The sequence below is a fragment of the Azospirillum sp. CT11-132 genome, from assembly GCF_047302835.1.
Taxonomy (GTDB): Bacteria; Pseudomonadota; Alphaproteobacteria; order Azospirillales; family Azospirillaceae; genus Azospirillum.
The window spans coordinates 377,392-397,694 of sequence record NZ_JBGLZA010000009.1 but is presented as its reverse complement, the minus strand read 5'-3'; the positions used below and the strand labels follow the sequence as shown (position 1 = coordinate 397,694).

At 67.6% G+C, this 20,303-nt stretch carries 20 protein-coding genes and 1 riboswitch; of the genes, 12 read left to right on the top strand and 8 right to left on the bottom strand.

Annotation, left to right across the window (positions count from 1 at the left end; genetic code table 11):
* Window positions 1–51: 51 nt before the first annotated feature.
* From cobW to ACCD06_RS33430, 3 genes are read right to left on the bottom strand one after another with little or no spacing between them, the layout of a single operon-like run.
* Window positions 52–1,113, bottom strand: a complete 1,062-nt coding sequence (gene cobW / locus ACCD06_RS33440; RefSeq protein WP_109155156.1) for a cobalamin biosynthesis protein CobW — start codon at window positions 1,111–1,113, stop codon at window positions 52–54.
* A gap of 12 nt (window positions 1,114–1,125) precedes the next feature.
* Window positions 1,126–1,893: a CbtA family protein gene (locus tag ACCD06_RS33435; RefSeq protein WP_136701140.1), complete on the bottom strand. Its 768-nt coding sequence runs from the start codon at window positions 1,891–1,893 to the stop codon at window positions 1,126–1,128.
* A 10-nt stretch (window positions 1,894–1,903) separates the two neighbouring features.
* Entirely contained in the window at window positions 1,904–2,092 is a 189-nt protein-coding gene (locus ACCD06_RS33430; protein WP_109155161.1) for a CbtB domain-containing protein, read from the bottom strand.
* Window positions 2,093–2,135: 43 nt separating this feature from the next.
* A riboswitch (cobalamin riboswitch) is annotated at window positions 2,136–2,360 on the bottom strand.
* Window positions 2,361–2,704: 344 nt separating this feature from the next.
* Here ACCD06_RS33430 and ACCD06_RS33425 point away from each other — a divergent pair.
* The 8 genes from ACCD06_RS33425 (at window position 2,705) to ACCD06_RS33390 (ending at window position 11,278) form a co-directional block, all read left to right on the top strand.
* Window positions 2,705–3,472, top strand: a complete 768-nt coding sequence (locus ACCD06_RS33425) for an ABC transporter ATP-binding protein (protein WP_085092200.1) — start codon at window positions 2,705–2,707, stop codon at window positions 3,470–3,472.
* Complete coding sequence (locus tag ACCD06_RS33420; RefSeq protein ID WP_413346697.1) at window positions 3,465–4,187, top strand: ABC transporter ATP-binding protein; 723 nt, start codon at window positions 3,465–3,467, stop codon at window positions 4,185–4,187. Before ACCD06_RS33425 ends, ACCD06_RS33420 begins: the two co-directional genes overlap by 8 nt.
* Window positions 4,188–4,363: 176 nt before the next feature.
* Entirely contained in the window at window positions 4,364–5,572 is a 1,209-nt protein-coding gene (locus tag ACCD06_RS33415; protein ID WP_413346695.1) for an ABC transporter substrate-binding protein, read from the top strand.
* Window positions 5,573–5,752: 180 nt separating this feature from the next.
* Complete coding sequence (locus ACCD06_RS33410) at window positions 5,753–6,640, top strand: branched-chain amino acid ABC transporter permease (RefSeq protein ID WP_136701138.1); 888 nt, start codon at window positions 5,753–5,755, stop codon at window positions 6,638–6,640.
* Between the two features lie 61 nt (window positions 6,641–6,701).
* Window positions 6,702–7,613 (top strand): branched-chain amino acid ABC transporter permease, encoded by a 912-nt coding sequence (locus ACCD06_RS33405; protein ID WP_247882358.1) that lies wholly within the window; start codon window positions 6,702–6,704, stop codon window positions 7,611–7,613.
* Window positions 7,614–7,990: 377 nt separating this feature from the next.
* Complete coding sequence (locus tag ACCD06_RS33400) at window positions 7,991–9,406, top strand: sigma-54 interaction domain-containing protein (protein ID WP_413346693.1); 1,416 nt, start codon at window positions 7,991–7,993, stop codon at window positions 9,404–9,406.
* A gap of 112 nt (window positions 9,407–9,518) precedes the next feature.
* On the top strand, window positions 9,519–10,331 hold the full coding sequence (locus ACCD06_RS33395; RefSeq protein ID WP_085092194.1) for an IclR family transcriptional regulator: 813 nt from the start codon (window positions 9,519–9,521) through the stop codon (window positions 10,329–10,331).
* A 284-nt stretch (window positions 10,332–10,615) separates the two neighbouring features.
* Window positions 10,616–11,278: a DedA family protein gene (locus tag ACCD06_RS33390; protein ID WP_136701135.1), complete on the top strand. Its 663-nt coding sequence runs from the start codon at window positions 10,616–10,618 to the stop codon at window positions 11,276–11,278.
* A 3-nt stretch (window positions 11,279–11,281) separates the two neighbouring features.
* Here ACCD06_RS33390 and ACCD06_RS33385 read toward each other — a convergent pair whose 3' ends face one another.
* A complete protein-coding gene (locus ACCD06_RS33385) occupies window positions 11,282–11,935 on the bottom strand; it encodes a LysE family translocator (protein ID WP_136701134.1) in 654 nt (217 codons plus the stop codon).
* A 217-nt stretch (window positions 11,936–12,152) separates the two neighbouring features.
* Here ACCD06_RS33385 and ACCD06_RS33380 point away from each other — a divergent pair, with 217 nt between their 5' ends.
* The gene (locus tag ACCD06_RS33380; RefSeq protein WP_413346690.1) at window positions 12,153–13,139 is read left to right on the top strand and encodes a BMP family lipoprotein; all 987 of its coding nucleotides are present in this window, start codon (window positions 12,153–12,155) and stop codon (window positions 13,137–13,139) included.
* Window positions 13,140–13,153: 14 nt separating this feature from the next.
* Window positions 13,154–14,698, top strand: a complete 1,545-nt coding sequence (locus ACCD06_RS33375) for an ABC transporter ATP-binding protein (protein ID WP_413346688.1) — start codon at window positions 13,154–13,156, stop codon at window positions 14,696–14,698.
* Window positions 14,699–14,915: 217 nt separating this feature from the next.
* Here the strand turns inward: ACCD06_RS33375 and ACCD06_RS33370 are convergent, their stop codons facing one another.
* Window positions 14,916–15,344 carry a VOC family protein gene (locus ACCD06_RS33370; protein ID WP_109153950.1) on the bottom strand — a complete coding sequence of 143 codons (429 nt, stop codon included), beginning with the start codon at window positions 15,342–15,344 and terminating at the stop codon, window positions 14,916–14,918.
* Window positions 15,345–15,461: 117 nt separating this feature from the next.
* Between ACCD06_RS33370 and ACCD06_RS33365 the strand changes: the two genes are divergently transcribed.
* Window positions 15,462–16,358 carry a LysR substrate-binding domain-containing protein gene (locus tag ACCD06_RS33365; protein WP_136701131.1) on the top strand — a complete coding sequence of 299 codons (897 nt, stop codon included), beginning with the start codon at window positions 15,462–15,464 and terminating at the stop codon, window positions 16,356–16,358.
* Between the two features lie 12 nt (window positions 16,359–16,370).
* Here ACCD06_RS33365 and ACCD06_RS33360 read toward each other — a convergent pair whose 3' ends face one another.
* From ACCD06_RS33360 to rpoH, 3 genes are all read right to left on the bottom strand, one after another.
* Window positions 16,371–17,228 (bottom strand): urea carboxylase-associated family protein, encoded by an 858-nt coding sequence (locus ACCD06_RS33360; RefSeq protein ID WP_413346685.1) that lies wholly within the window; start codon window positions 17,226–17,228, stop codon window positions 16,371–16,373.
* Between the two features lie 175 nt (window positions 17,229–17,403).
* Window positions 17,404–17,607, bottom strand: a complete 204-nt coding sequence (locus ACCD06_RS33355) for a hypothetical protein (protein ID WP_109157611.1) — start codon at window positions 17,605–17,607, stop codon at window positions 17,404–17,406.
* Window positions 17,608–17,722: 115 nt separating this feature from the next.
* Window positions 17,723–18,604, bottom strand: coding sequence for an RNA polymerase sigma factor RpoH (gene rpoH / locus ACCD06_RS33350; RefSeq protein ID WP_109157610.1), 882 nt, complete (start codon window positions 18,602–18,604; stop codon window positions 17,723–17,725).
* Window positions 18,605–19,524: 920 nt separating this feature from the next.
* On the opposite strand from rpoH, the gene ACCD06_RS33345 reads away from it, so the two are divergent.
* Complete coding sequence (locus ACCD06_RS33345; protein ID WP_413346682.1) at window positions 19,525–20,289, top strand: ABC transporter permease subunit; 765 nt, start codon at window positions 19,525–19,527, stop codon at window positions 20,287–20,289.
* The last annotated feature ends 14 nt before the right edge of the window (window positions 20,290–20,303 follow it).

Below are 20,303 nucleotides of genomic sequence, written 5' to 3'. Positions count from 1 at the left end.
CAAAAGCGGGGGAGGTTAGGTGGGGGTCTAACTCCGCACCGAGCCTAAACCTTACCCAACAACCGCCCTAATCACAGCATCGCGGTCCAGCCCGGTCTCGCCGATCACCACCAGACGGCTGCGGCGCTCCTCGCCGGGCTTCCACAGGCGGTCGTAGTGGGTCTGGATGCGGGTGCCGACGCCCTGGACCAGCAGGCGCATCGGCTTGCCGGGCACGTCGATGAAGCCCTTCAGGCGCAAAACACCATGCAGGCCGGCGACCTGTTCCAGCGTCATCGCCAGACGGGCGGGGTCGGGCTGCGACGGCAGCTCCACCACGAAGCTGGTGAAGTCGTCGTGGTCGTGACCCTCTTCGTCGTCATGGTGGCTGGGACGGTTGGCGAGGTCGTCCTCCACCGCCGCACCGACGCCGAGAAGGACCAGCGGATCGACGGCGCCCTGCGACGCGCGGACCAGCTTGGCGTCGCGGCCGACCGTGTGGTTGAGGGCGCCGCGGATCAGTTCCTCGACACGGGCGAGGTCGCCGGCGGCGACCAGATCGGTCTTGTTGACGACGATCAGGTCGGCGCAAAGCAGTTGATCCTCGAAGACCTCTTCGATCGGCGTCTCATGATCGACTGTGCCGGCGGCATCGCGCTGAGCCTCCAGCGCCGCGGGATCGGGGGCGAAGCGGCCCTCCGCCGCCGCGGCGGCGTCCACCACGGCGATGACACCGTCGACCGTGACCCGCGTCTTGATCGCCGGCCAGTGGAAGGCCTGGACGAGCGGCTTCGGCAGGGCGAGGCCGCTGGTCTCGATCACGATGTGCTCGGGCGGTTCCGGCCGGGCCAGCAGCTTTTCGATGGCCGGGACGAAGTCATCGGCGACGGTGCAGCACAGGCAGCCGTTCGCCAGCTCGATCACGTCGTCTTCGGTGCAGGTCGGGTTGCCGCAGGCGCGCAGGATGTCGCCGTCGATGCCGACATCGCCGAACTCGTTGATGATCAGAGCCAACCGGCGGCCCTCGGCCTTTTCCAGCAGGCCACGGATCAGCGTGGTCTTGCCGGCGCCGAGGAAGCCGGTGATGACGGTCGCCGGGACTTTGCCGGCGGCCGTTTTCGCAAGTGCGGACATGGGCTTGTTTCCTTAACGCGCGCCGGGCTGGACCCGCAGGGCCGGGCGGGACTCGGTATCGCGGACCAGACCGCTCATCAGCCAGCCGCAGGTGGCGCCCAGGATCGCCCAGAACAGGGCGGCCCCGCCGAGAGAGGCGGTGACGAAGCGGGCGGCCAGTTCCGGCGGAACCGCACCTTCGGCGCTTTCCGGATGGGGCGCGCCGATCAGATGGGGCAGGGCGGCAGCCAGGATGGCGGCGGCGATGACCAGACGGTTGCGGGCGAAGGCGAGCGCGGCCATGCCGACGCCGGCCCCGGCGGCGGCGGACAGCCACCAGAGCTGGCGCAGCTCAAGCTCCGCCCCGGCCATACCCGGCAGTTCCGGGGCCAAGCCGAAGGAGGGCGCCAGCGAGACGGCGACGAAGCCGCCCATCCCCCACACCAGCCCGCGCCGCGCATCGATCGGCCGGCCGGCCAGCAGGATCGCGGCACCCAGCAGCAGCGCATAGGCGACGCCGGTCAGCAGGTTGGCGACGATGGTCAGGCCGATGCGCTGCATCGCCTCGTCCAGCGTGGTCGGCACCCCCTCGCCGATCTCGCGCACGGGGCCGTGCTGGTGCGACGGCGCAGGCGCACCGGCAGGCGCCGCCGAGGTTGCGGGAGGCGGGGTGACCACCTCATACTTCTCGGCTTCGAGGATCAGCGGGACTGTCGTCGCCTGCTGAACGACGGACGCGGCCGTGCCGGAGAGCACGCCCGCGACCAAAGCGGCTGTGAACAGCCGCCGGATCAGATCCATGACCCGCTGCTTAGTGGCAGGGGAACGCGAAGGAGTGACGGGCGTCGTGGGCCGCGTCGTGGATCTGCTGCGGCTGGGCAAAGCCGACGCCGTACAGCAGGAAGCTGCCGAGCAGGATCGCGGCAAAGGCGGCGACCGCGGTCTGGGCGGCGCTGCGGGTCGCGGAACCGGCGGCGGTATCGATCGAACGGGTGGTCATCGAAGACATCCTTGCTCTCCCGCCACACCCGGCGGGGTTGGGAAAGGTTGGTACGTCCGCCGGCAGGTTTCCTGGCTCGCGGGTCGCCGCATCGCCGTCCGCCTTCCCGGCCCTTTGAAGGCCAGTGGCATGATGGACGGGATGCTCGCCGCTTACAGTTGCGGGGGCAGCCGCGGCATTGGCGCTTCCAAAGAAGCTCCGCACCGCATTCCCTATTATCCCCGCCGCCCGTCAGGACGGGCAGGGCACCGTCGGACGGCCACCATCGCAGTGCCGCGCGCGTTTGGCAAGCCCACAATAAGGCGTCTGCCGCACGGACGGTCTTGCGTACCGACATTTTGGATGCTGTCATGTTTGGCGGACAGAGTGTCCGGAAATCCGACACTTTCCGGTGCTAAGATGAGCCAGCGGATGGAGGGTGCTGCAGCAAAACCGGCGGAGAAACAACGGGGCCGACGGCCCGACCGAAGCGAACCCGGCCGTGGCACGCTTTGTGCGTACAACAATCGGTGAAACGTCCCGCCGCATGGCGGCCCCGACATGCGTTGTCGGAAATAAGCCCTGGGCTTGGAGCCCGGACATAAGGACGAATGGGAGGAGAATTCGCGACCGATGAACGCCGCACCGAACGACGACATCATCCTGGAAGCGCGCAACCTGACGAAGGAGTTCAAGGGGTTCGTGGCGGTGAAGGAGGTGAACCTTCAGGTTCGCCGCGGCACCATCCACGCGCTGATCGGCCCGAACGGCGCCGGCAAGAGCACGGTGTTCAACCTGCTGACCAAGTTCCTCACCCCCACGCGCGGCCAGATCCTCTACAAGGGCCGCGACATCACCCGCACCAAGCCGGCCGACATCGCGCTGATGGGGCTGGTCCGCTCCTTCCAGATCTCGGCCGTCTTCCCGCACTTGAGCGTGCTGGAGAATGTCCGCGTCGCCTTGCAGCGGCCGCTCGGCACCAGCTTCCATTTCTGGAAGTCCGAGTCGTCGCTCTACGACCTGCATGACCGGGCGCTGGAGCTGATCGAGGCGGTCAACCTCACCCCCTGGGCCGGCCACACCGCCGCCGAGCTGCCCTATGGCCGCAAGCGCGCCCTGGAGATCGCCACCACGCTCGCGCTCGACCCGGAGGTGATGCTGCTCGACGAGCCGCTGGCCGGCATGGGCCATGAGGACATCGAGGGCACCGCCGCACTGATCAAGCGCGTCGCCGCCGACCGCACCGTGCTGATGGTGGAGCACAATTTGTCGGTCGTCGCCCACCTGTCGGACACCATCACCGTGCTGCGCCGCGGCGAGATCCTGGCGGAGGGACCCTACGAGGTCGTCTCCAAGAACCCGCAGGTGATGGAAGCTTATATGGGGACCGGACATGCCTGACGGGATGCACACCAAGACGGCGATGCTGGAGATCGCCGACCTGCACGGCTACTACGGCGAAAGCCATGTGCTGCACGGCGTCAGCCTGGAGGTGCGCCAGGGCGAGGTGGTGACGCTGCTGGGCCGCAACGGCGCCGGCAAGACCTCGACCATGCGCGCCATCATGGGGATCATGGGCAAGCGCACCGGCTCCATCCGCTTCCAGGGCACCGAACTGATCGGCATGGCCCAGCACAGGATCCCCCGCCTCGGCATCGGTTATGTGCCGGAGGAGCGCGGCATCTTCTCAAGCCTCAGCGTCGACGAGAACCTGACGCTGCCGCCGGTGGTGAAGGACGGCGGGATGACGGTGCCGCAGATCTACGACCTGTTCCCCAACCTGAAGGGCCGCGGCTCGACGCAGGGCACGCGGCTGTCGGGCGGCGAGCAGCAGATGCTGGCGATCGCCCGCATCCTGCGCACCGGCGCCACCCTGATCCTGCTGGACGAGCCGACCGAGGGTCTGGCCCCGGTCATCATCGAGCAGATCGGCGTCGCGGTGCGGGCGCTCAAGGCGCGCGGCTTCACCATCGTGCTGGTGGAGCAGAACTTCCGCTTCGCCGCCACCATCGCCGACCGCCATTACGTGATGGAGGAGGGGCATGTGGTGGACATGATCCCCAACGACCAGCTCGACGCCAACATGGACAAGCTCCACACCTATCTCGGCGTGTAGGCCATCCAGCCATCCGGCATCGCCTGCCGACATCACCGGCACGAACGCCGTCCCGCTCCCTTCGAAGGCGGGACGGCGGATCGCCGGATTTTGCCCGATTACCTGCTCCGGACACGGCCACAGGGACCCGCAATGGGAACCGGCCGACAATAAAACCAAGAGGGAGAGACCTTCTGATGCGTACGCTTCTTCTCGCCGGCACCGCCCTGCTGACGCTCGCCGGGACCGCGATTCCGGCCTCGGCGCAGGTGTCGGACAACGTCATCCGCATCGGCGTGCTGAACGACCGTTCCGGCATCTACGCCGATCTTGCCGGCGAGGGCTCCGCCATCGCCGCCCGGATGGCGGCGGAGGAGTTCGGCAACAAGGTCGTCGGCGCCCCGGTCGAGATCGTCGTCGCCGACCACCAGAACAAGGCCGACATTGCCGCGTCGAAGGCGCGTGAATGGGTGGACACCGGCGGCGTCGACGCCATCGCCGACGTGCCGAACTCCGCCGCCGCTCTGGCGGTGCAGGGCATCACCAAGGACAAGAAGCGCATCTTCCTGATGTCCGGTCCCGGCGCCACCGCGCTGAGCGGCGCGCAGTGCAGCCCCTATGGCTTCCAGTGGACCTACGACAACTACGCCATGGCCGCCGGCACCGGCCGCGCCCTGTACGAGCAGGGCAAGAAGAAGTGGTTCTTCGTGACCGCCGACTACGCCTTCGGCCAGTCGCTGGAGGAGGAGACCACCAAGATGGTGAAGTCGCTGGGCGGCACCATCGTCGGGTCGGTGCGCCATCCGCTCGGCACCTCCGACTTCTCGTCCTTCCTGCTGCAGGCGCAGGGGTCGGGCGCCGACGTGATCGGTCTGGCCAATGCCGGCGGCGACACCGTCAACGCCGTCAAGCAGGCGGCGGAGTTCGGCATCACCCAGGCGGGCCAGAGCCTGGCCGGCCTGCTTATGTTCATCACCGACGTCAATGCGCTGGGGCTGCAGTCGGCACAGGGCCTGATGCTGACCACCGGCTTCTATTGGGACATGGACGACCAGACCCGCGAATGGTCGAAGAAGTTCGAGGCCAAGGCCGGCAAGAAGCCGACCATGGTGCAGGCCGGCGTCTATTCGGCGGTGAAGCATTACCTGAAGGCGGTCGAGGCGGCGAAGACCGACGACGCCGACAAGGTCGCCGCCAAGATGCGCGAACTGCCGGTCGAGGACATGTTCGCCAAGAAGGGCAAGGTCGCCGCCAACGGCCGCATGTTCCACGACATGTATCTGGCCCAGGTGAAGACCCCGGCCGAATCGAAGGGGGCTTGGGACTATTACAAGATCGTGAAGACCATCCCGGCCGACACCGCCTTCATGGACCCGAAGCAGAGCGGCTGCCCGCTGGTGAAGTGAGGGGGGAGTTAGACCCCCACCTATCCTCCCCCGCTGGGCGGGGGAGGGACTGCCGCTGTACGCCGACAAAGGTCCTGTCCCCCTCCTCCGCCCAGCGGGGGAGGGTCGGGGTGGGGGCAATCAACGACCACCCATCCGAAGAACAACAACCAACACCAACGAACCGGGAGAAATGCGGAGATGGTCAGCCTGCTGGGAATCCCGCCCCAAGTGCTGTTCGGGCAGCTTCTGCTCGGACTGATCAATGGTTCCTTCTATGCGCTGCTCAGCCTGGGGCTGGCGGTGATCTTCGGCATGTTGAACGTCATCAACTTCGCCCATGGCGCCCTCTACATGGTCGGCGCCTTCGTGGCGTGGCTGCTGCTGACCTATGCCGGCATTGGCTATTGGGGGGCGCTGGTGGTGGCGCCGGTCGTCGTCGGGCTGCTTGGCATCGCGCTGGAAAAGACGATGCTGTCGCGGCTCTACAAGCTGGACCATCTCTATGGGTTGCTGCTGACCTTCGGGCTGGCGCTGATCCTGGAAGGGGCGTTCCGCCATCAGTACGGCGTCTCCGGCCAGCCCTATCCGATTCCCGCCGCCCTTCAGGGCGGGCAGAATCTGGGCTTCATGTTCCTGCCCAACTATCGCGGCTGGGTCGTCGTCGCCTCTCTGGTCATCTGCTTCGGCACCTGGTTCGCCATCGAGCGGACGAAGCTGGGCGCCTATCTGCGGGCGGCGACGGAAAACCCGACGCTGGTGCAGGCCTTCGGCATCAACGTGCCGGTGATGGTGTCGCTGACCTACGGCTTCGGCGTGGCGCTGGCCGGTCTCGCCGGTGTGCTGGCGGCGCCGATCTATCAGGTGTCGCCGCTGATGGGCACCAACCTGATCATCATCGTCTTCGCCGTGGTGGTGATCGGCGGCATGGGGTCGATCCTCGGCGCCATCGTCACCGGCCTCGGGCTGGGGCTGCTGGAGGGGTTGACCAAGGTCTTCTATCCCGAAGCGTCCAACATCGTCGTGTTCGTCGTGATGGCGATCGTCCTTCTCATCAAGCCCGCGGGCCTCTTCGGACGGGAGCGTTGATCCAATGACCGTCGCCAGCAATTCCACCCGCGTCGCGGTTCGGGGTCCGGCCATCGGCACGATGCTGATCGCCGCCGTCCTGCTGCTGCTCGCGCTTGCAGCACCCTTCGTGCTGTATCCCGTCTTTCTGATGAAGGTGCTGTGCTTCGCACTGTTCGCCTGCGCCTTCAACCTGCTGATCGGCTTCGCCGGACTGCTCAGCTTCGGCCATGCCGCCTTCTTCGGCGGGGCGGCCTACGTCGCCGCGCATGTGGTGAAGGAATGGGGCTGGGCGCCAGAGGCAGGCCTGCTCGCCGCCACCGTCGTCGCCGGGCTGATGGGGCTGGTCTTCGGCCTGATCGCCATCCGCCGGCAGGGCATCTATTTCGCCATGATCACGCTGGCGCTGAGCCAGATGGTGTTCTTCCTGGCGCTGCAGCTGCCCTTCACCCATGGCGAGGACGGCATCCAGGGCGTGCCGCGCGGCCTGCTGTTCGGGCTGTTCGACCTCAGCCAGCCGCTGACCATGTACTACGCCGTGCTGGCGATCTTCGTCGCCGGCTTCGCCCTGATCTGGCGCACGGTGCATTCGCCCTTCGGCCAGGTGCTGAAAGCGATCCGCGAGAACGAGCCGCGCGCGGTGTCGCTCGGCTACCGCACCGACCGCTACAAGCTGGTGGCCTTCGTGCTGTCGGCCTCGCTGGCCGGGCTGGCCGGCGGGACCAAGGCTCTGGTGTTCCAGCTCGCCAGCCTGACCGACGTGACGTGGCAGATGTCGGGCGAGGTGGTGCTGATGACGCTGTTGGGCGGCATGGGCACGCTGTTCGGGCCGGTGGTCGGTGCCGGGCTGGTGGTGACGCTGGAAAGCTACCTCGCCTCCACCAGCCTGCCGGTGCCGGTGGTGATCGGCTGCATCTTCGTCGTCTGCGTCCTGCTCTTCCGCCGCGGAATCGTCGGCGAGCTGATGGCCCGCCTGCCCAAGCGGGGACACTGAGTCTGCCGTCTTCTCCGAAACTCCCCCAGGGGGGACCGAAAGGTCCCCCTCTTTTTCCCTTTTCTACTCGTCCTGGTTGAAAGACCCAAAGAGAAATAGGGCTATGGCGGAGGATGTAGAGAACTCGTCCGGATTGCCTTTTTAAAAAGCGGTCCGAACCGGGATTCGGCAAAGCTCTGATCTGATGAACGGGTGCGGATCGACCCCGCGCACCCGACCGAACCTGCATGCCTTCCCTTTAATCCGACGGATGGGCTACTATGTTGACCTCTGATATTGTTGGCAAATTGCGTTGCAATGCAGCAGGCCCCAAAGCCGGCATCGCAAGAGGCCTCGACACCGGGACGACGAAGATCGGTCCCGTTTGGGAGGGTGACGTGGGCGACACCGTCGATTTCGAAGCGTTGCGCCAGCGGGCGGTGCACTCCCTGTTCGAACATCTGGAATCCATGTGCGTCGGCGCCGTCGCCGTCGATCACAATGGCCGCATCGCCTGGATGGACGAGAAGTACAAGGCTCTGCTGGGGGTTCCGGACGATCCGCGCGGCCGGCAGGTGGAGGACGTCATCCCCAACAGCCAACTGCGCCGGGTGATCGACAGCGGCCAGCCCCAGCCACTGGACATCATGGAGTTCGACGACCGCTCCTTCGTGGTGACGCGGATGCCGCTGTTCGGCATCGACGGCTCGATCATCGGCGCCATCGGCTTCGTGCTGTTCGACCGCGCCGAATATCTCCGCCCTCTGGTCCGCAAATACGAGAAGATGCAGGAGGAGCTGACCCGCACCCAGCAGGAGCTGGCGCACGAGCGCCGGGCCAAATACTCCTTCTCGCAGTTCCTGGGCGCCAGCGAATCGATCCGCGAGATCAAGCGGCTGGGCCGCCGCGCCGCGCAGATGGACAGCACCGTCCTGCTGCTGGGCGAGACCGGGACGGGGAAGGAACTGCTGGCCCAGGCCATCCATTCCGCCAGCCCGCGCGCGGCCAAGCCCTTCGTCGGCGTCAATGTCGCCGCCATCCCGGAAACCCTGCTGGAGGCGGAGTTCTTCGGCGTCGCTCCCGGCGCCTACACCGGTGCTGACCGCCGCCACCGCGAGGGCAAGTTCCAGCTCGCCAACGGCGGCACCCTGTTCCTCGACGAGATCGGCGACATGCCGTTGCCGCTCCAGGCCAAGCTGCTGCGCGTGCTGCAGGAGCGGGAGATCGAGCCGCTCGGTTCCAACAAGGTGGTTCGCGTCGATGTGCGCATCATCGCCGCCACCAGCCGCGACCTGCATGCCCTGGTGCGCGAGAAGCAGTTCCGCGCCGACCTCTATTACCGGCTGAACGTGGTGCCGATCACCCTGCCGCCGCTGCGCGACCGGCCGGAGGACATCGAGAGCATCGCCGACCGCATCCTGGAACAGCTGGCGATCCAGCAGGGCACGCCGCCGCGCGAAATGCTGGAATCGGCGGTGCAGGTGCTGCGCGACTATGACTGGCCCGGCAATGTGCGCGAGCTTTACAACACGCTGGAGCGGGTGGTGGCGCTGACCGACGCGCCGATCCTGACGGCGCCGCACATCCGCAGCGTGCTTCCCGGCATGCAGCATCCGGCCGGCGCCTCCGCTCTGCCGCTGGCGGCGGGCGCGCGGCCGTTGCAGGAGGTGCTGCATGCCGCCGAACGCCACGCCATCGCCGCCGCGCTGGAGGAGGCCAACGGGGTGAAGGCGCGGGCGGCGAAGCTGCTGGGCATTTCGCGCGCGTCGCTGTACGAACGCATGGTGACGCTGGGGCTGGGAGTGACGCAGTGATGCGGGCATAGGCCGCCGGCTACAAATTTCGTATCGCGAAACCTTGTTCCATTGACGCGCTGTCCGGCTGCTGGCAGGATCGTCCCGCAATCTTTTGCGGGAGGGACGGGTCATGCGCAGGCGGGAAGAGGCTCTGGTCGCCGACGATCTGGCGGACGACGAGAAGGACCCGCGCTTCGTCACGGCGCTCGCTCGCGGGCTGGAGCTATTGCGGGCCTTCCGCCGCAACGAATCGATGCTCGGCAATCTGGAGTTGGCGCAGCGCACCGGCCTGCCGAAGCCGACGGTGTCGCGGCTGACCTACACGCTGGCGAAGCTGGGCTATCTCGCCTACGACCAGAACACCGGCAAGTACCGGCTCGGCACCTCAGTGCTGGCGCTCGGCTATGCCAGCCTGTCGGGCATGGGCATCCGGCAGGTCGCCCGGCCGCTGATGCAGGAACTGGCCGACCAGACCGGCCTTGCCGTGGCGCTCGGCGGGCGCGACCGGCTGAGCATGATCTATCTGGAATGCTGCAAGGCGACCGGGCCGATCACCCTGTCGCTCGACGTCGGCTCCCACATCAAGCTGTCGACCACCGGCATGGGCCGCGCCTATCTGGCCGCCTTGCCGGAGGCGGAGCGCGCGCCGTTGATGGCGAAACTGGAAGAGCATGAGGGGGAGCGCTGGCCCGAGATCCGCGACGGCATCCTCCAGGCCATCGAGGATTACCGGACGCGCGGCTACTGCCGCTCCATCGGCGCCTGGAAGTCGGAGGTGCATGCCGTCGGCGTCCCCTTCGTGCCGCGCGACGGCTCGCAGGTGCTGGCCTTCAACTGCGGCGGGCCGGCCTTCATGGTCGATCTGAAGAAGCTGGAGGAGGAGTTCGCGCCGCGTCTGGTGGCGATGGTCCGGCGGATCGACGCGGCGCTGTTCAACGGGTGATGGGAGTTTAGGAATCTTGCGGGGTTAGACCCCCATCCTGACCCTCCCCCGCCCAGCGGGGGAGGGGATTGGCGCTTGTTCGGAAAAGCGGCGGCAGTCCCTCCCCCCGCCCAGCTCTCGCACAAAGCTCCGCTTTGTGCTGACGCGACAGGCGGACCGAAGGTCCGCTCAGAGCGGGGGAGGTTAGGTGGGGGCATCGTCAGCCGACACTTGGGAACCCCCCGCCGTGCCGCGCCGTTCTCCCGATACGGGTCAATTCGACCGGTGGGGAAGGACGGAACGGCATGGATGGTGGGTTGACGGACTGGCTGGTGCAGGTGATGCACCACCTTCACTATATCGGGATCTTCCTGCTGGTGGCGCTGGCGCGGGTCTTTCCGCCGCTTCCCTCCGAGTCGGTGATCCCGCTGGCCGGGATCGGGGCGGCGACCGGCGAGTTCTCGCTGGTGGGGATCGCTGTTGCCGGCGGGCTCGGTTCGCTGGCCGGGCAGCTGGTTTGGTTCCTGCCCAGCCGCCTGATGGGGCGCGAGCGGCTGGAGGCGTTCCTGAAGAAATACGGCCCCTGGCTGACCATCAACCCGAAGAAGGTGCGGCAGAGCACCGACTGGTTCGCCAAGCGCGGCGGGCTGGCCGTGCTGTTCTCGCAGCCGGTGCCGGGGGTGCGGACGCTGATCTCCATCCCGGCCGGCGCCTGCAGGATGTCGATCCTGAACTATTCGCTGGCGTCGGGCATCGGGTCGGTGCTGTGGACGCTGCTGCTGGCCTGGACCGGCTACATGCTGTCGACCTGGCCCTTCGCCCACCGGCTGGTCGGCTATTTCACCGTCGGGCTGCTGGTGGTGCTGGTGGGCCTGTATCTGTGGCGGCTGACCAAGCACCTGCACCTGCTGCGCAAGGGCGGTACGGCCGGAGAGGCGCCGAGCGTCACGCCGTCAGCCGGCTGTTGATTGTCAGGCCGTCGCCATGCCGACGATGCCGGTGGCGGCCATGCCCAGCGCCCACAGGCCGAAGACGCCCAGCGCCACGCCGGTGCAGTGGTTCAGCATGGTCAGGCCGCGGTCGGAGATGCGGTGGCGTACGGCGGCCACCCCCATCGCCAGCGTCATCCACCACAGCGACGACCCGATGAAGACGCCCAGCACCAGGGTCGACGCCTCCAGCCGGTCCAGCGTGCCGCCCAACCCAAATCCGGCGAAGATGGCGATGAAGGCCATGATGGTCGCCGGGTTGGTCAGGGTCAGCGACAGGCCGGTCATGAAGCCGGTGAACCAGGATTTGCTGTCGGGGGCGGCGGCGGCCTCCCGCTCCTCCGCTTCCGGCTGCTGGCGGAAGGTGCGGATCGCCACCACCAGCAGGAAGATGCCGCCGACCAGCTGGAAGGCGATCTCGTGCCCGCGCAGGAAGCTGAGCGCCGCCGACACGCCGAAGGCGGCGATGGCGCCATAGAAGGTATCGGCCACTGCGGCGCCGAACCCGGTGAAGAAGCCCATCAGGGGGCCGTACTGCAGGGTGCGGCGGATGCACAGCAGACCGATCGGCCCGACGGGTGCGGCGATGGCGAATCCGAGAACGATTCCCTGCAAAAGCACCCAGACTTCGTCCACCGAGCGTCGTCCCCCGAATTCCTGTGGCCGGTCGTACCGGTTTCCCGCGACCAGTTCGTCGCAAAGACCATCGGCGGGGGTGATAAACGCCCCCGCCCCTGTCGTCAACCGGGGGCGCCGCGATTCGCTGCACGGTATCAATCGCTTTCCCTGTTGTGCGGAATGATGGCGCGGTTATCCTTTGGGTCAAGTTTCCGCAGTCGGGAGTGGGTGGGACATGAAGACGCGTATTCTTGCCGGCATGCTGGCGATGACGGCGATCACGGCGGCCAGCGTTCCGGCGCTCGCCGACGACTTCTCGCCGGCGGTGGTGTTCGACCAGGGCGGCAAGTTCGACAAGTCCTTCAACGAGGCGGCCTTTAACGGCGCCGAGCGGTTCAAGAAAGAGACCGGGACCGCCTACCGCGAGTTCGAGATCACCAACGAGGGCCAGCGCGAGCAGGCGATGCGCACGCTGGTCCGCCGCGGCGCCTCGGTGATCGTCGCCGTCGGCTTCTCGCAGACCGCGGCGGTGGACAAGGTGGCGAAGGAGTCGCCCAAGACCAAGTTCTGCCTGATCGACGACAAGCTGGACGCCCCGAACGTCCAGTCCGTGACCTTCAAGGAGGAGGAGGGATCCTATCTGGTCGGCATGGCGGCGGCGCTGGCCTCGAAGACCGGCAAGGTCGGCTTCGTCGGCGGCATGGACATCCCGCTGATCCGCAATTTCCTGACCGGCTACGAGCAGGGCGTGAAGCACGTCGCGGCGAACGACGAGGTGTTCGTCAACATGACCGGCACCACCCCGGCTGCCTGGAACGATCCCGGCCGCGGGGCGGAGCTGGCCAAGAGCCAGTTCTCCCGCGGGGCCGACGTGGTCTTCGCCGCGGCGGGCGCCACCGGCCTCGGCGTGCTGCAGGCGGCGGCCGATGCCGGCAAGCTGTCGATCGGCGTCGACAGCAACCAGAACCATGTCCATCCCGGCAGCGTCCTCACCTCCATGGTCAAGCGGGTGGATGTCGTCGTCTATGACTGCATGAAGGCGGCGAAGGACGGCAGCTGGAAGCCCGGCCACCGCGTCGTCGGGCTGAAGGAGGACGGCGTCGGCTATGCGCTGGACGACAACAACCGCAAGCTGATCACGCCGGAGATGGAAGCGAAGCTGGAAGAGGCCAAGAAGCAGATCATCGCGGGCTCGCTGGCGGTCAAGCCGTACCAGCCCTGAGCCCGGATGCCTTGATGACTGAAGGTAGCGCCCAGGAAAACGGGCCGATCGCCCTGGAAACGGTGGCGATCAACAAATGGTTCGGCGCCAACCACGCCAACCGCGACGTGTCGCTGTCGGTGCCGGCCGGGACGATCCACGGGGTGATCGGCGAGAACGGCGCCGGCAAGTCGACGATCATGAGCATCGTCTACGGCTATCTGCGCGCCGACAGCGGGGAAATCCGGGTGAACGGCAATCCTGCCGCCATCCGGACGCCGCGCGACGCGCTGGCCGCCGGCATCGGCATGGTTCACCAGCACTTCATGCTGGTCGACCCCTTCAGCGTGCTGGAAAACGTGCTGCTGGGGGCGGAAGGCGGGGTCACCCTGGCGGGCGGCCTTGCCCGCGCACGCACCGAGCTGACCCGGCTGGCCCGCGACTACGGCTTGGAGGTCGATCTCGACAGCCTGGTCGGCGACCTGCCGGTCGGCGCCCAGCAGCGGGTTGAGATCCTGAAGGCGCTCTATCGCGGCGCCGACATCCTGATCCTCGACGAACCAACCGGGGTGCTGACCCCGCAGGAGGCCGACCATCTGTTCCGCATCCTGCGGGCACTGCGCCAGCAGGGCAAGACGGTCATCATCATCACCCACAAGCTCCGCGAGATCATGGAGCTGACCGACAACGTCACGGTGATGCGGCGCGGACAGGTGGTCGCCAACGTCGCCACCGGCGACACCAGCCGGGAACAACTGGCCGAGCTGATGGTCGGCCGCAAGGTTCTGCTGCGCGTCGACAAGACGCCGGCCAATCCTGGCGCGGAGGTGTTGCGGGTCGAGGGGTTGCGGGTGTGCGATCCGTCCGGCGTGGAGCGGGTGAAGGGGGTTGGCCTGTCGGTGCGGGCCGGCGAGATCGTCGGCATCGCCGGCGTGTCCGGCAACGGCCAGTCCGAACTGCTGGAGGCGCTGGCCGGCATGCGGCCCATCGCCGGCGGCTCCGTCCGCCTGCGCGGCGAGGAACTGGCCGGGCATCCGAATCGCTTCAACGCCCGCGCGTTGCGCGGGCTGGGTGTGGGCCATGTGCCGGAGGACCGCCAGAAGGTCGGCCTCGTCACCAGCTTCTCGGCGGAGGAATGCTCGATTCTGGGCTTCCAGGACGATCCGGCCTGGAATGGACGGGTGCTGATGGACCGGGAGGCCATCGCCGCCGACTGCGCCCGCCGGATGGAGGACTACGACACCCGCCCGCGCGACGGGTCGCTGGCGGCGGCAAATTTCTCCGGCGGCAACCAGCAGAAGATCGTGCTGGCCCGCGAGATCGAGCGCAACCCCGACCTGCTGCTGGTCGGCCAGCCCACCCGCGGCGTCGACATCGGCGCCATCGAGTTCATCCACCGCCGGCTGGTGGCCCTGCGCGACCAGGGCAAGGCCATCCTTCTGGTGTCGGTCGAATTGGACGAGATCCGCGCGCTGTCCGACCGCATCGTCGTCATGTTCGACGGCCACATCGTCGGCGAGGTGATGCCGGACCGGGCGGACGAGAAGACGCTGGGGCTGATGATGGCGGGGTGTGGGTGAGGGAAGTTGAGTCTTGCGGAGTTAGACCCCCACCCTAACCCTCCCTCGCTGGGCGGGGGAGGGGAATGGAGCTTTGTCGGCGTTCGGCGGCAGTCCCTCCCCCGCCCAGCTCTCGCACAAAGTCCGCTTTGTGCTGACGCGACAGGCGGACCGAAGGTCCGCTGAGAGCGGGGGAGGTTAGGCGGGGGTCTAACCTCGCAAGGAACTGCCCCCACCCTCACTTCGCGAACAGCTGCGACATGTCCGCAAACGCCTTGAACTCCAGCGCATTGCCGGCGGGGTCGAGGAAGAACATGGTGGACTGCTCGCCCACCTGACCCTTGAAGCGGGTATAGGGCTCGATCACGAACTTCACCCCGGCGGCCTTCAGCTTTTCGGCCAGGGCGTCCCAGTCGGCGGGCTGCAGCACGACGCCGAAATGCGGGACCGGCACGTCGTGGCCGTCCACCGGGTTGTGGTGGGCCGGGGCGGCGTTCGGATCGCGCGGCTTCAGATGGGCGACGATCTGATGGCCGAACAGGTCGAAATCGATCCATTCGTCGCTGCTGCGCCCCTCCGGGCAGCCCAGCACGGTGCCGTAGAAATGGCGGGCGGCGGCGAGATCGTCGACCGGGAAGGCGATATGGAAAGGCGTCAGCGTCGTCATCGGAGGGTGGCCTTCAGGGATGGCTGTTGGTGGACCAAGCAGAGCGTATCGCCGCAGACTTGACAAACGAGTTCTCGGGTAGAGATTTATGAGTTCAACTCATGATTCGGTTTGTCCATGCCCGAACGCGCCTCCGAACGCCATTTGCCGTCGCTCAACGCCGTCCGCAGCTTCGTCGCGGTGGCCCGCCATCTCAGCTTCACCCGGGCGGCCGACGAGCTGGCGGTGACCCAGGGGGCAGTCAGCCGCATGATGCAGACCCTGCAGGCGGATCTGGGCGTCGAGCTGATCCGCCGCGTCGGCCGGGGGATCGAACTGACGCCGACCGGCGCGGCCTTCTATGGCGAGGCGTCGGCGGCGCTCGACCGCATCGCGGCGGCGGCGCGGGCGGCCCGCGCGCAGGAGGGCGGGGTGCTGCGGGTCAGCGCGCTTCCCACTTTGACGCAACGCTGGCTGATCCCGCGGCTGAAACGCTTCCAGGCGGAAAACCCCGACATCCAGGTCGAGGTCAGCATCGGCGAGCATCGCGTCGATTTCGCCAAGGAGCGCATCGACGTCGCCATCCGCTACGGCGTGGAGGAGTGGCCGGGAGCGGAGACGGCAACGCTGATGCCGGAGACGATGGGCGTCTTCTGCGCACCGTCACTGCTGGAGCAGGGGCCGCCGCTGCGCCATCCCGCCGATCTGGCGCAGCACCGGCTGCTGCAGCACACCACCCGGCCCGATTCCTGGCGCGTCTATCTCGGCGCCTTCGGTCTGCCGCTGCCGGAATCGGCGCTGTCGCTGGCCTTCGAGCATTTCTTCATGATCATCGAGGCGGCGTCGGCCGGCATGGGCGTGGCCCTGCTGCCGGTCTTTCTGGTGCGGGAGGACGTGGCCTCGGGCCGGCTGGTCCAGCCGATGCCCGAGACCCTGCGCCCGCGCGGCTGCTACCTGATCGCCCACGCGCCGGGCGCCGAGCGGGCCCGGCGGGTGCGCCGCTTCAAGGAGTGGCTGCTGACCGAGGTGGAGTAGAGCGTCACGCCACTATGCCAAATCCTTCTCCCACGGTGGCGTCTGCAGCGTCATGCCGTGGTTGCCGCGATAGGCCGCGACCTCCGGCGACGACCAGCCCGCCAGCAGCGCCGGGTCCAGCCGGTAGACCTCGACGCCCAACGGACGGCAGACCTCCAGCGGGTCGCGGGCGTCCGGACCCCACAGCGGCACGCTGAGATCGCCGCCGGGGCAAGTCGACAGGGCGCAGAGCAGGTCGATCTCGGCGAAGAACTCCAGGAAATCGCCCTTCTTGGCCGGGCAGGCCTTCATGAAATACTTGTCCTCGGCGTTCAGCCCGGTGACCTGGAAGACGTTCAGCACGTCATGCACGTCGAACTCGGTCAGGCCATAGGGGGCGACGGCGCGGGTCAGATTGGAATGGCAGTGGTGATGGAAATCCTCGCCCGTCAGCATGCGGTTGACATAGGGATCGCAGCGGGTGCCCAGCAGGTCATGGACCCGGCCGCCATATTCGTCGATGCCGTAATCGGCAAGCGTGTCGTGGGTGATCGTCGCCAGCGGCCGCAGAAAGGGCAGGGTCGACCACAGCCGGTCGAACGTGCTGACATGCGCCTGCTGGAGCTGCCGGGTGCGCGAGGCCCAGAAGCGTTCGCGCGGGTTGTGGCGGTTCCAGATGTTGAGGTCGGCGACCTGCGGCCCCTCGATGGTGACGATGCGGAAGACATGGCCGGCCGGCACGGTCCAGGCACGGCCGGAGCGGATCGGCACCACGAAGCTGTCCACCAGCTCCCGTCCGCCGGTCTCCGACCCGATGCGCCCGTAAAAAGCGCGGTCGACGTCAAGCGCCGAGCCTTTGCTGGCCTGATAGGCGGCGGGATAGCTGGGCATCGCGGACTCCTTGGGGAAATTAAGTCTGTTCAAGCCGGACCGCGATCATGGCGAGGGAGGCGCACCCTGCGCAACAGCTCTTCGCGCATCCGCGCCGCCGCCGGCGCCCCATCGCCGGGGCGCTGCTGGTGCAGGGCCACCGGGAATGCCGTCGCGAAGGCGGTGTCCGCCGTGCTCATCGGCGCAGAACGCCAAGGCCGCTCAGGATCCGGGGCGGGATGCTGCCTTGGTCGGCGATGGTGTTGGCGTCGTCGGGCGAGAGACCGAGATGGATCAGGCGGTTGATGACCTGCCAGCGGCTGATCCTGTTGCATTCATACAGGGTCAGCGCGTCCTTGATGACCTCGATCGTCGAGGTTCGGGAAATGCTTTTCGACATGGGAGCCGCCTCCACGAGGGCCGGCGGACACCGCCGGCGCTGATGGAGGGGTTACACGGCGCTTCCCGCCGAAGCTGGCGGGGATTCCGAACCCGGCGTCCCGCCTTGTTCCCGGTCAGGCCGCGACGGCGGCGGCCAGGACGCGGGTCTGGCGGGCGACCTTCTCGAAGGCCTTTTCCTCGATCTGGCGGATGCGCTCGCGGCTGACGCCGTAACGGACCGACAGGTCTTCCAGGGTCAGCGGGCTGTCGGACAGGCGACGGCTGGTCAGGATGTCGCGCTCGCGGTCATTCAACACGCCCATCGCCTCGTGCAGCAGGGCGCTGCGCTGCCGGGCCTCGCCACGCTCGACCAGCGACTCCTCCACCGACGGACGCTCGTCGGCCAGCAGGTCCTGCCATTCGCCGGAATCGCCGTCGGCGCTCATCGGCGCGTTCAGCGAGGCCACCGGCGCCGACAGGCGGCGGTTCATGGCGACCACGTCCTCCTCCGGCACCGACAGGTCGGTGGCGATGCTGGTGACGCTGTCGGGCTGCAGGTCGCCGCTGCCGTATTCGCCCAGCTTCCGCTTCAGGCGGCCCAGGCTGAAGAACAGCTTCTTCTGCGCGGCGGTGGTGCCGATCTTCACGAGGCTCCAGGACCGCAGGATGTAATCCTGGATCGAGGCCTTGATCCACCACATCGCGTAGGTGGACAGGCGGAAGCCGCGCTCGGGTTCGAATTTCTTGACGGCGGTCATCAGGCCGAGATTGCCCTCGGCGATCAGGTCGGACAGCGGCAGACCGTAGCCGCGGTAACCGCCGGCGATCTTGACGACGAGACGAAGGTGGCTGGTGACCAGCTTGTGCGCCGCATCGACATCGCCATGCTCGGTCCAGGCCTTGGCCAGCATGTATTCGTCCTCGGCCGGCAGGACCGGGTAACGATGCGTGTCGTTGATGTAGCGGGACAGCGATTCGCCGGAATCGGGCGAACGGAGGGCAATGGCGGTGCTCATGTCACATCCTCGTGCAAAGCGATATGACGGGTGCAAGGCCCCCAAATGGCAGGCCCTGGCCTCTCCGGCGGAGCAGGCGGTGATATAGTACAAAATCGGTGCTGAAAGTCAAGCGTGGTGGTCGGGTTATGGAACACGGGTATGGGTTGGAGGCGGGCGTGGTGGGGGCCAGTCTGAGGACGATGCTGGTGAGCCCCCTCAACCTGTGCTACCTTTGTTCCGCTGCCCACGTCTCCTTGCGAGCGCTGGGACGCACACGAATCCCCGTCTACCGCTCGCATCAGGCGATCATATTGATTTCGCGAGGTTCTTTGACAAGGTGAAGAACGAAACGGAACCGGCAAATCCTGACCGACCGGTCAGGAACACGGACCCCTCGCAAACGTGGCGAATCCACATTGCCTTTCAGTGGGCTACGGGGTAGGGAGTCTTCCCGGGCAGAAATGCTCGGGCCTCATTGAAGCAGCCCATCGGCCCGGCTCATCACCGCCGAGCCCAAAGAGTCTTCCCGGGCAGAAATGCTCGGGCCTCATTGAAGCGCGACAGCCTCGATCTTCGCCCGGAAGGCGGCGCCGGTGTCTTCCCGGGCAGAAATGCTCGGGCCTCATTGAAGCCCAGACGGCTCCACGTCCGGTCATCCAGCAGCGGCATGGTCTTCCCGGGCAGAAATGCTCGGGCCTCATTGAAACTCGTCGCGGCGAAAGAGCCGGTACTCCGCCAACCAGTCTTCCCAGGCAAAATTCTCCGGGCCCCATGGACGTACACACATGAACCCGGCGTCGTTGCTCTGATCGGGTATCGCGGCAAACCCCCGGGATGGAGGCGCCGGCCGGCGCTAATTCTGTTGCCCGGCGGGGGTGGGGCGCTTACGGTCGCATGTCGTACCTATTGGATCTTTCCACACCGGTCCCCCTGCCCAGATGCCGCGTCCCGTGATCCGCCGCCTGATCGATGCCGTGCCGACCGCCGTCCTGCCGATGGCGGCCGGGGTGGGGCTGTCGGCGCTGGTGGCGCCGCAGCCGGATGCCGCCATGGCGCTGCTGCGCGGGCTGGTGGTCACGCTTCTGCTCACCCTTCCGTCGCTGGCGGTCGGCACCGCGCTGGGCACGCTGGCCGGATCCTGGGCGGCGGTGGCGCCGCGGTCGGCCGGCGGGCTGGTCGGGCGGCTGCTGGCCGGGGCCGGGCCGCTGTTGCCGGGATTCCTGCTGGCCGCCGTCGCGGCGCTCGCGGTGCGGGCGGGGGCGTCGGCGGCGCCGCTGGCCTGGACCGCCCTGTCGATTCCCGCCGCCTGCCAAGCCGCCCGGCTGGCGCGTCCGGCGATGGGCCGCGCCCTGGGCTCCGGGCCGGAGGGCGCGGCGGTGCGCATGGCGCGCGGGCTGGGGCTGGACGAACGCACCGTGCTGCGCCACCACGCCCTGCCGCAGGCGGTCACCCCGGTGATGGGGGGGCTGCGCGCCGCGGTGCTGGCGGCGATGGTCGGGGCGGTGGCGCTGGAAAGCCTGCTCGACCTGCCGGGAGCCGGGGTGCTGATGATCGATGCCGCGCGTGCCGGCTCGGCCGCTGGGGCGGTGCCGGCGCTGCTGGCACTGGGCGGGCTGACCGCATTGCTGAACGCGCTGGGCCTTGGGGTGCGCGACTGGATCGACCCGGCCAACCACAGCTCCACGCCCTATGAGGGGGCGTGACCGCCGCGAAGGAC

Coding starts and splice junctions, on each gene's coding strand:
- ACCD06_RS33370 (WP_109153950.1), bottom strand. CDS start 15,344: ATGACGACGCTGACGCCTTTCCATATCGCCTTCCCGGTCGACGATCTC.
- ACCD06_RS33420 (WP_413346697.1), top strand. CDS start 3,465: ATGCCTGACGGGATGCACACCAAGACGGCGATGCTGGAGATCGCCGAC.
- rpoH (WP_109157610.1), bottom strand. CDS start 18,604: ATGAGCACCGCCATTGCCCTCCGTTCGCCCGATTCCGGCGAATCGCTG.
- ACCD06_RS33360 (WP_413346685.1), bottom strand. CDS start 17,228: ATGCCCAGCTATCCCGCCGCCTATCAGGCCAGCAAAGGCTCGGCGCTT.
- ACCD06_RS33365 (WP_136701131.1), top strand. CDS start 15,462: ATGCCCGAACGCGCCTCCGAACGCCATTTGCCGTCGCTCAACGCCGTC.
- ACCD06_RS33375 (WP_413346688.1), top strand. CDS start 13,154: ATGACTGAAGGTAGCGCCCAGGAAAACGGGCCGATCGCCCTGGAAACG.
- ACCD06_RS33380 (WP_413346690.1), top strand. CDS start 12,153: ATGAAGACGCGTATTCTTGCCGGCATGCTGGCGATGACGGCGATCACG.
- ACCD06_RS33395 (WP_085092194.1), top strand. CDS start 9,519: ATGCGCAGGCGGGAAGAGGCTCTGGTCGCCGACGATCTGGCGGACGAC.
- ACCD06_RS33355 (WP_109157611.1), bottom strand. CDS start 17,607: ATGTCGAAAAGCATTTCCCGAACCTCGACGATCGAGGTCATCAAGGAC.
- ACCD06_RS33345 (WP_413346682.1), top strand. CDS start 19,525: ATGCCGCGTCCCGTGATCCGCCGCCTGATCGATGCCGTGCCGACCGCC.
- cobW (WP_109155156.1), bottom strand. CDS start 1,113: ATGTCCGCACTTGCGAAAACGGCCGCCGGCAAAGTCCCGGCGACCGTC.
- ACCD06_RS33405 (WP_247882358.1), top strand. CDS start 6,702: ATGCTGATCGCCGCCGTCCTGCTGCTGCTCGCGCTTGCAGCACCCTTC.
- ACCD06_RS33430 (WP_109155161.1), bottom strand. CDS start 2,092: ATGACCACCCGTTCGATCGATACCGCCGCCGGTTCCGCGACCCGCAGC.
- ACCD06_RS33415 (WP_413346695.1), top strand. CDS start 4,364: ATGCGTACGCTTCTTCTCGCCGGCACCGCCCTGCTGACGCTCGCCGGG.
- ACCD06_RS33435 (WP_136701140.1), bottom strand. CDS start 1,893: ATGGATCTGATCCGGCGGCTGTTCACAGCCGCTTTGGTCGCGGGCGTG.
- ACCD06_RS33425 (WP_085092200.1), top strand. CDS start 2,705: ATGAACGCCGCACCGAACGACGACATCATCCTGGAAGCGCGCAACCTG.
- ACCD06_RS33410 (WP_136701138.1), top strand. CDS start 5,753: ATGGTCAGCCTGCTGGGAATCCCGCCCCAAGTGCTGTTCGGGCAGCTT.
- ACCD06_RS33390 (WP_136701135.1), top strand. CDS start 10,616: ATGGATGGTGGGTTGACGGACTGGCTGGTGCAGGTGATGCACCACCTT.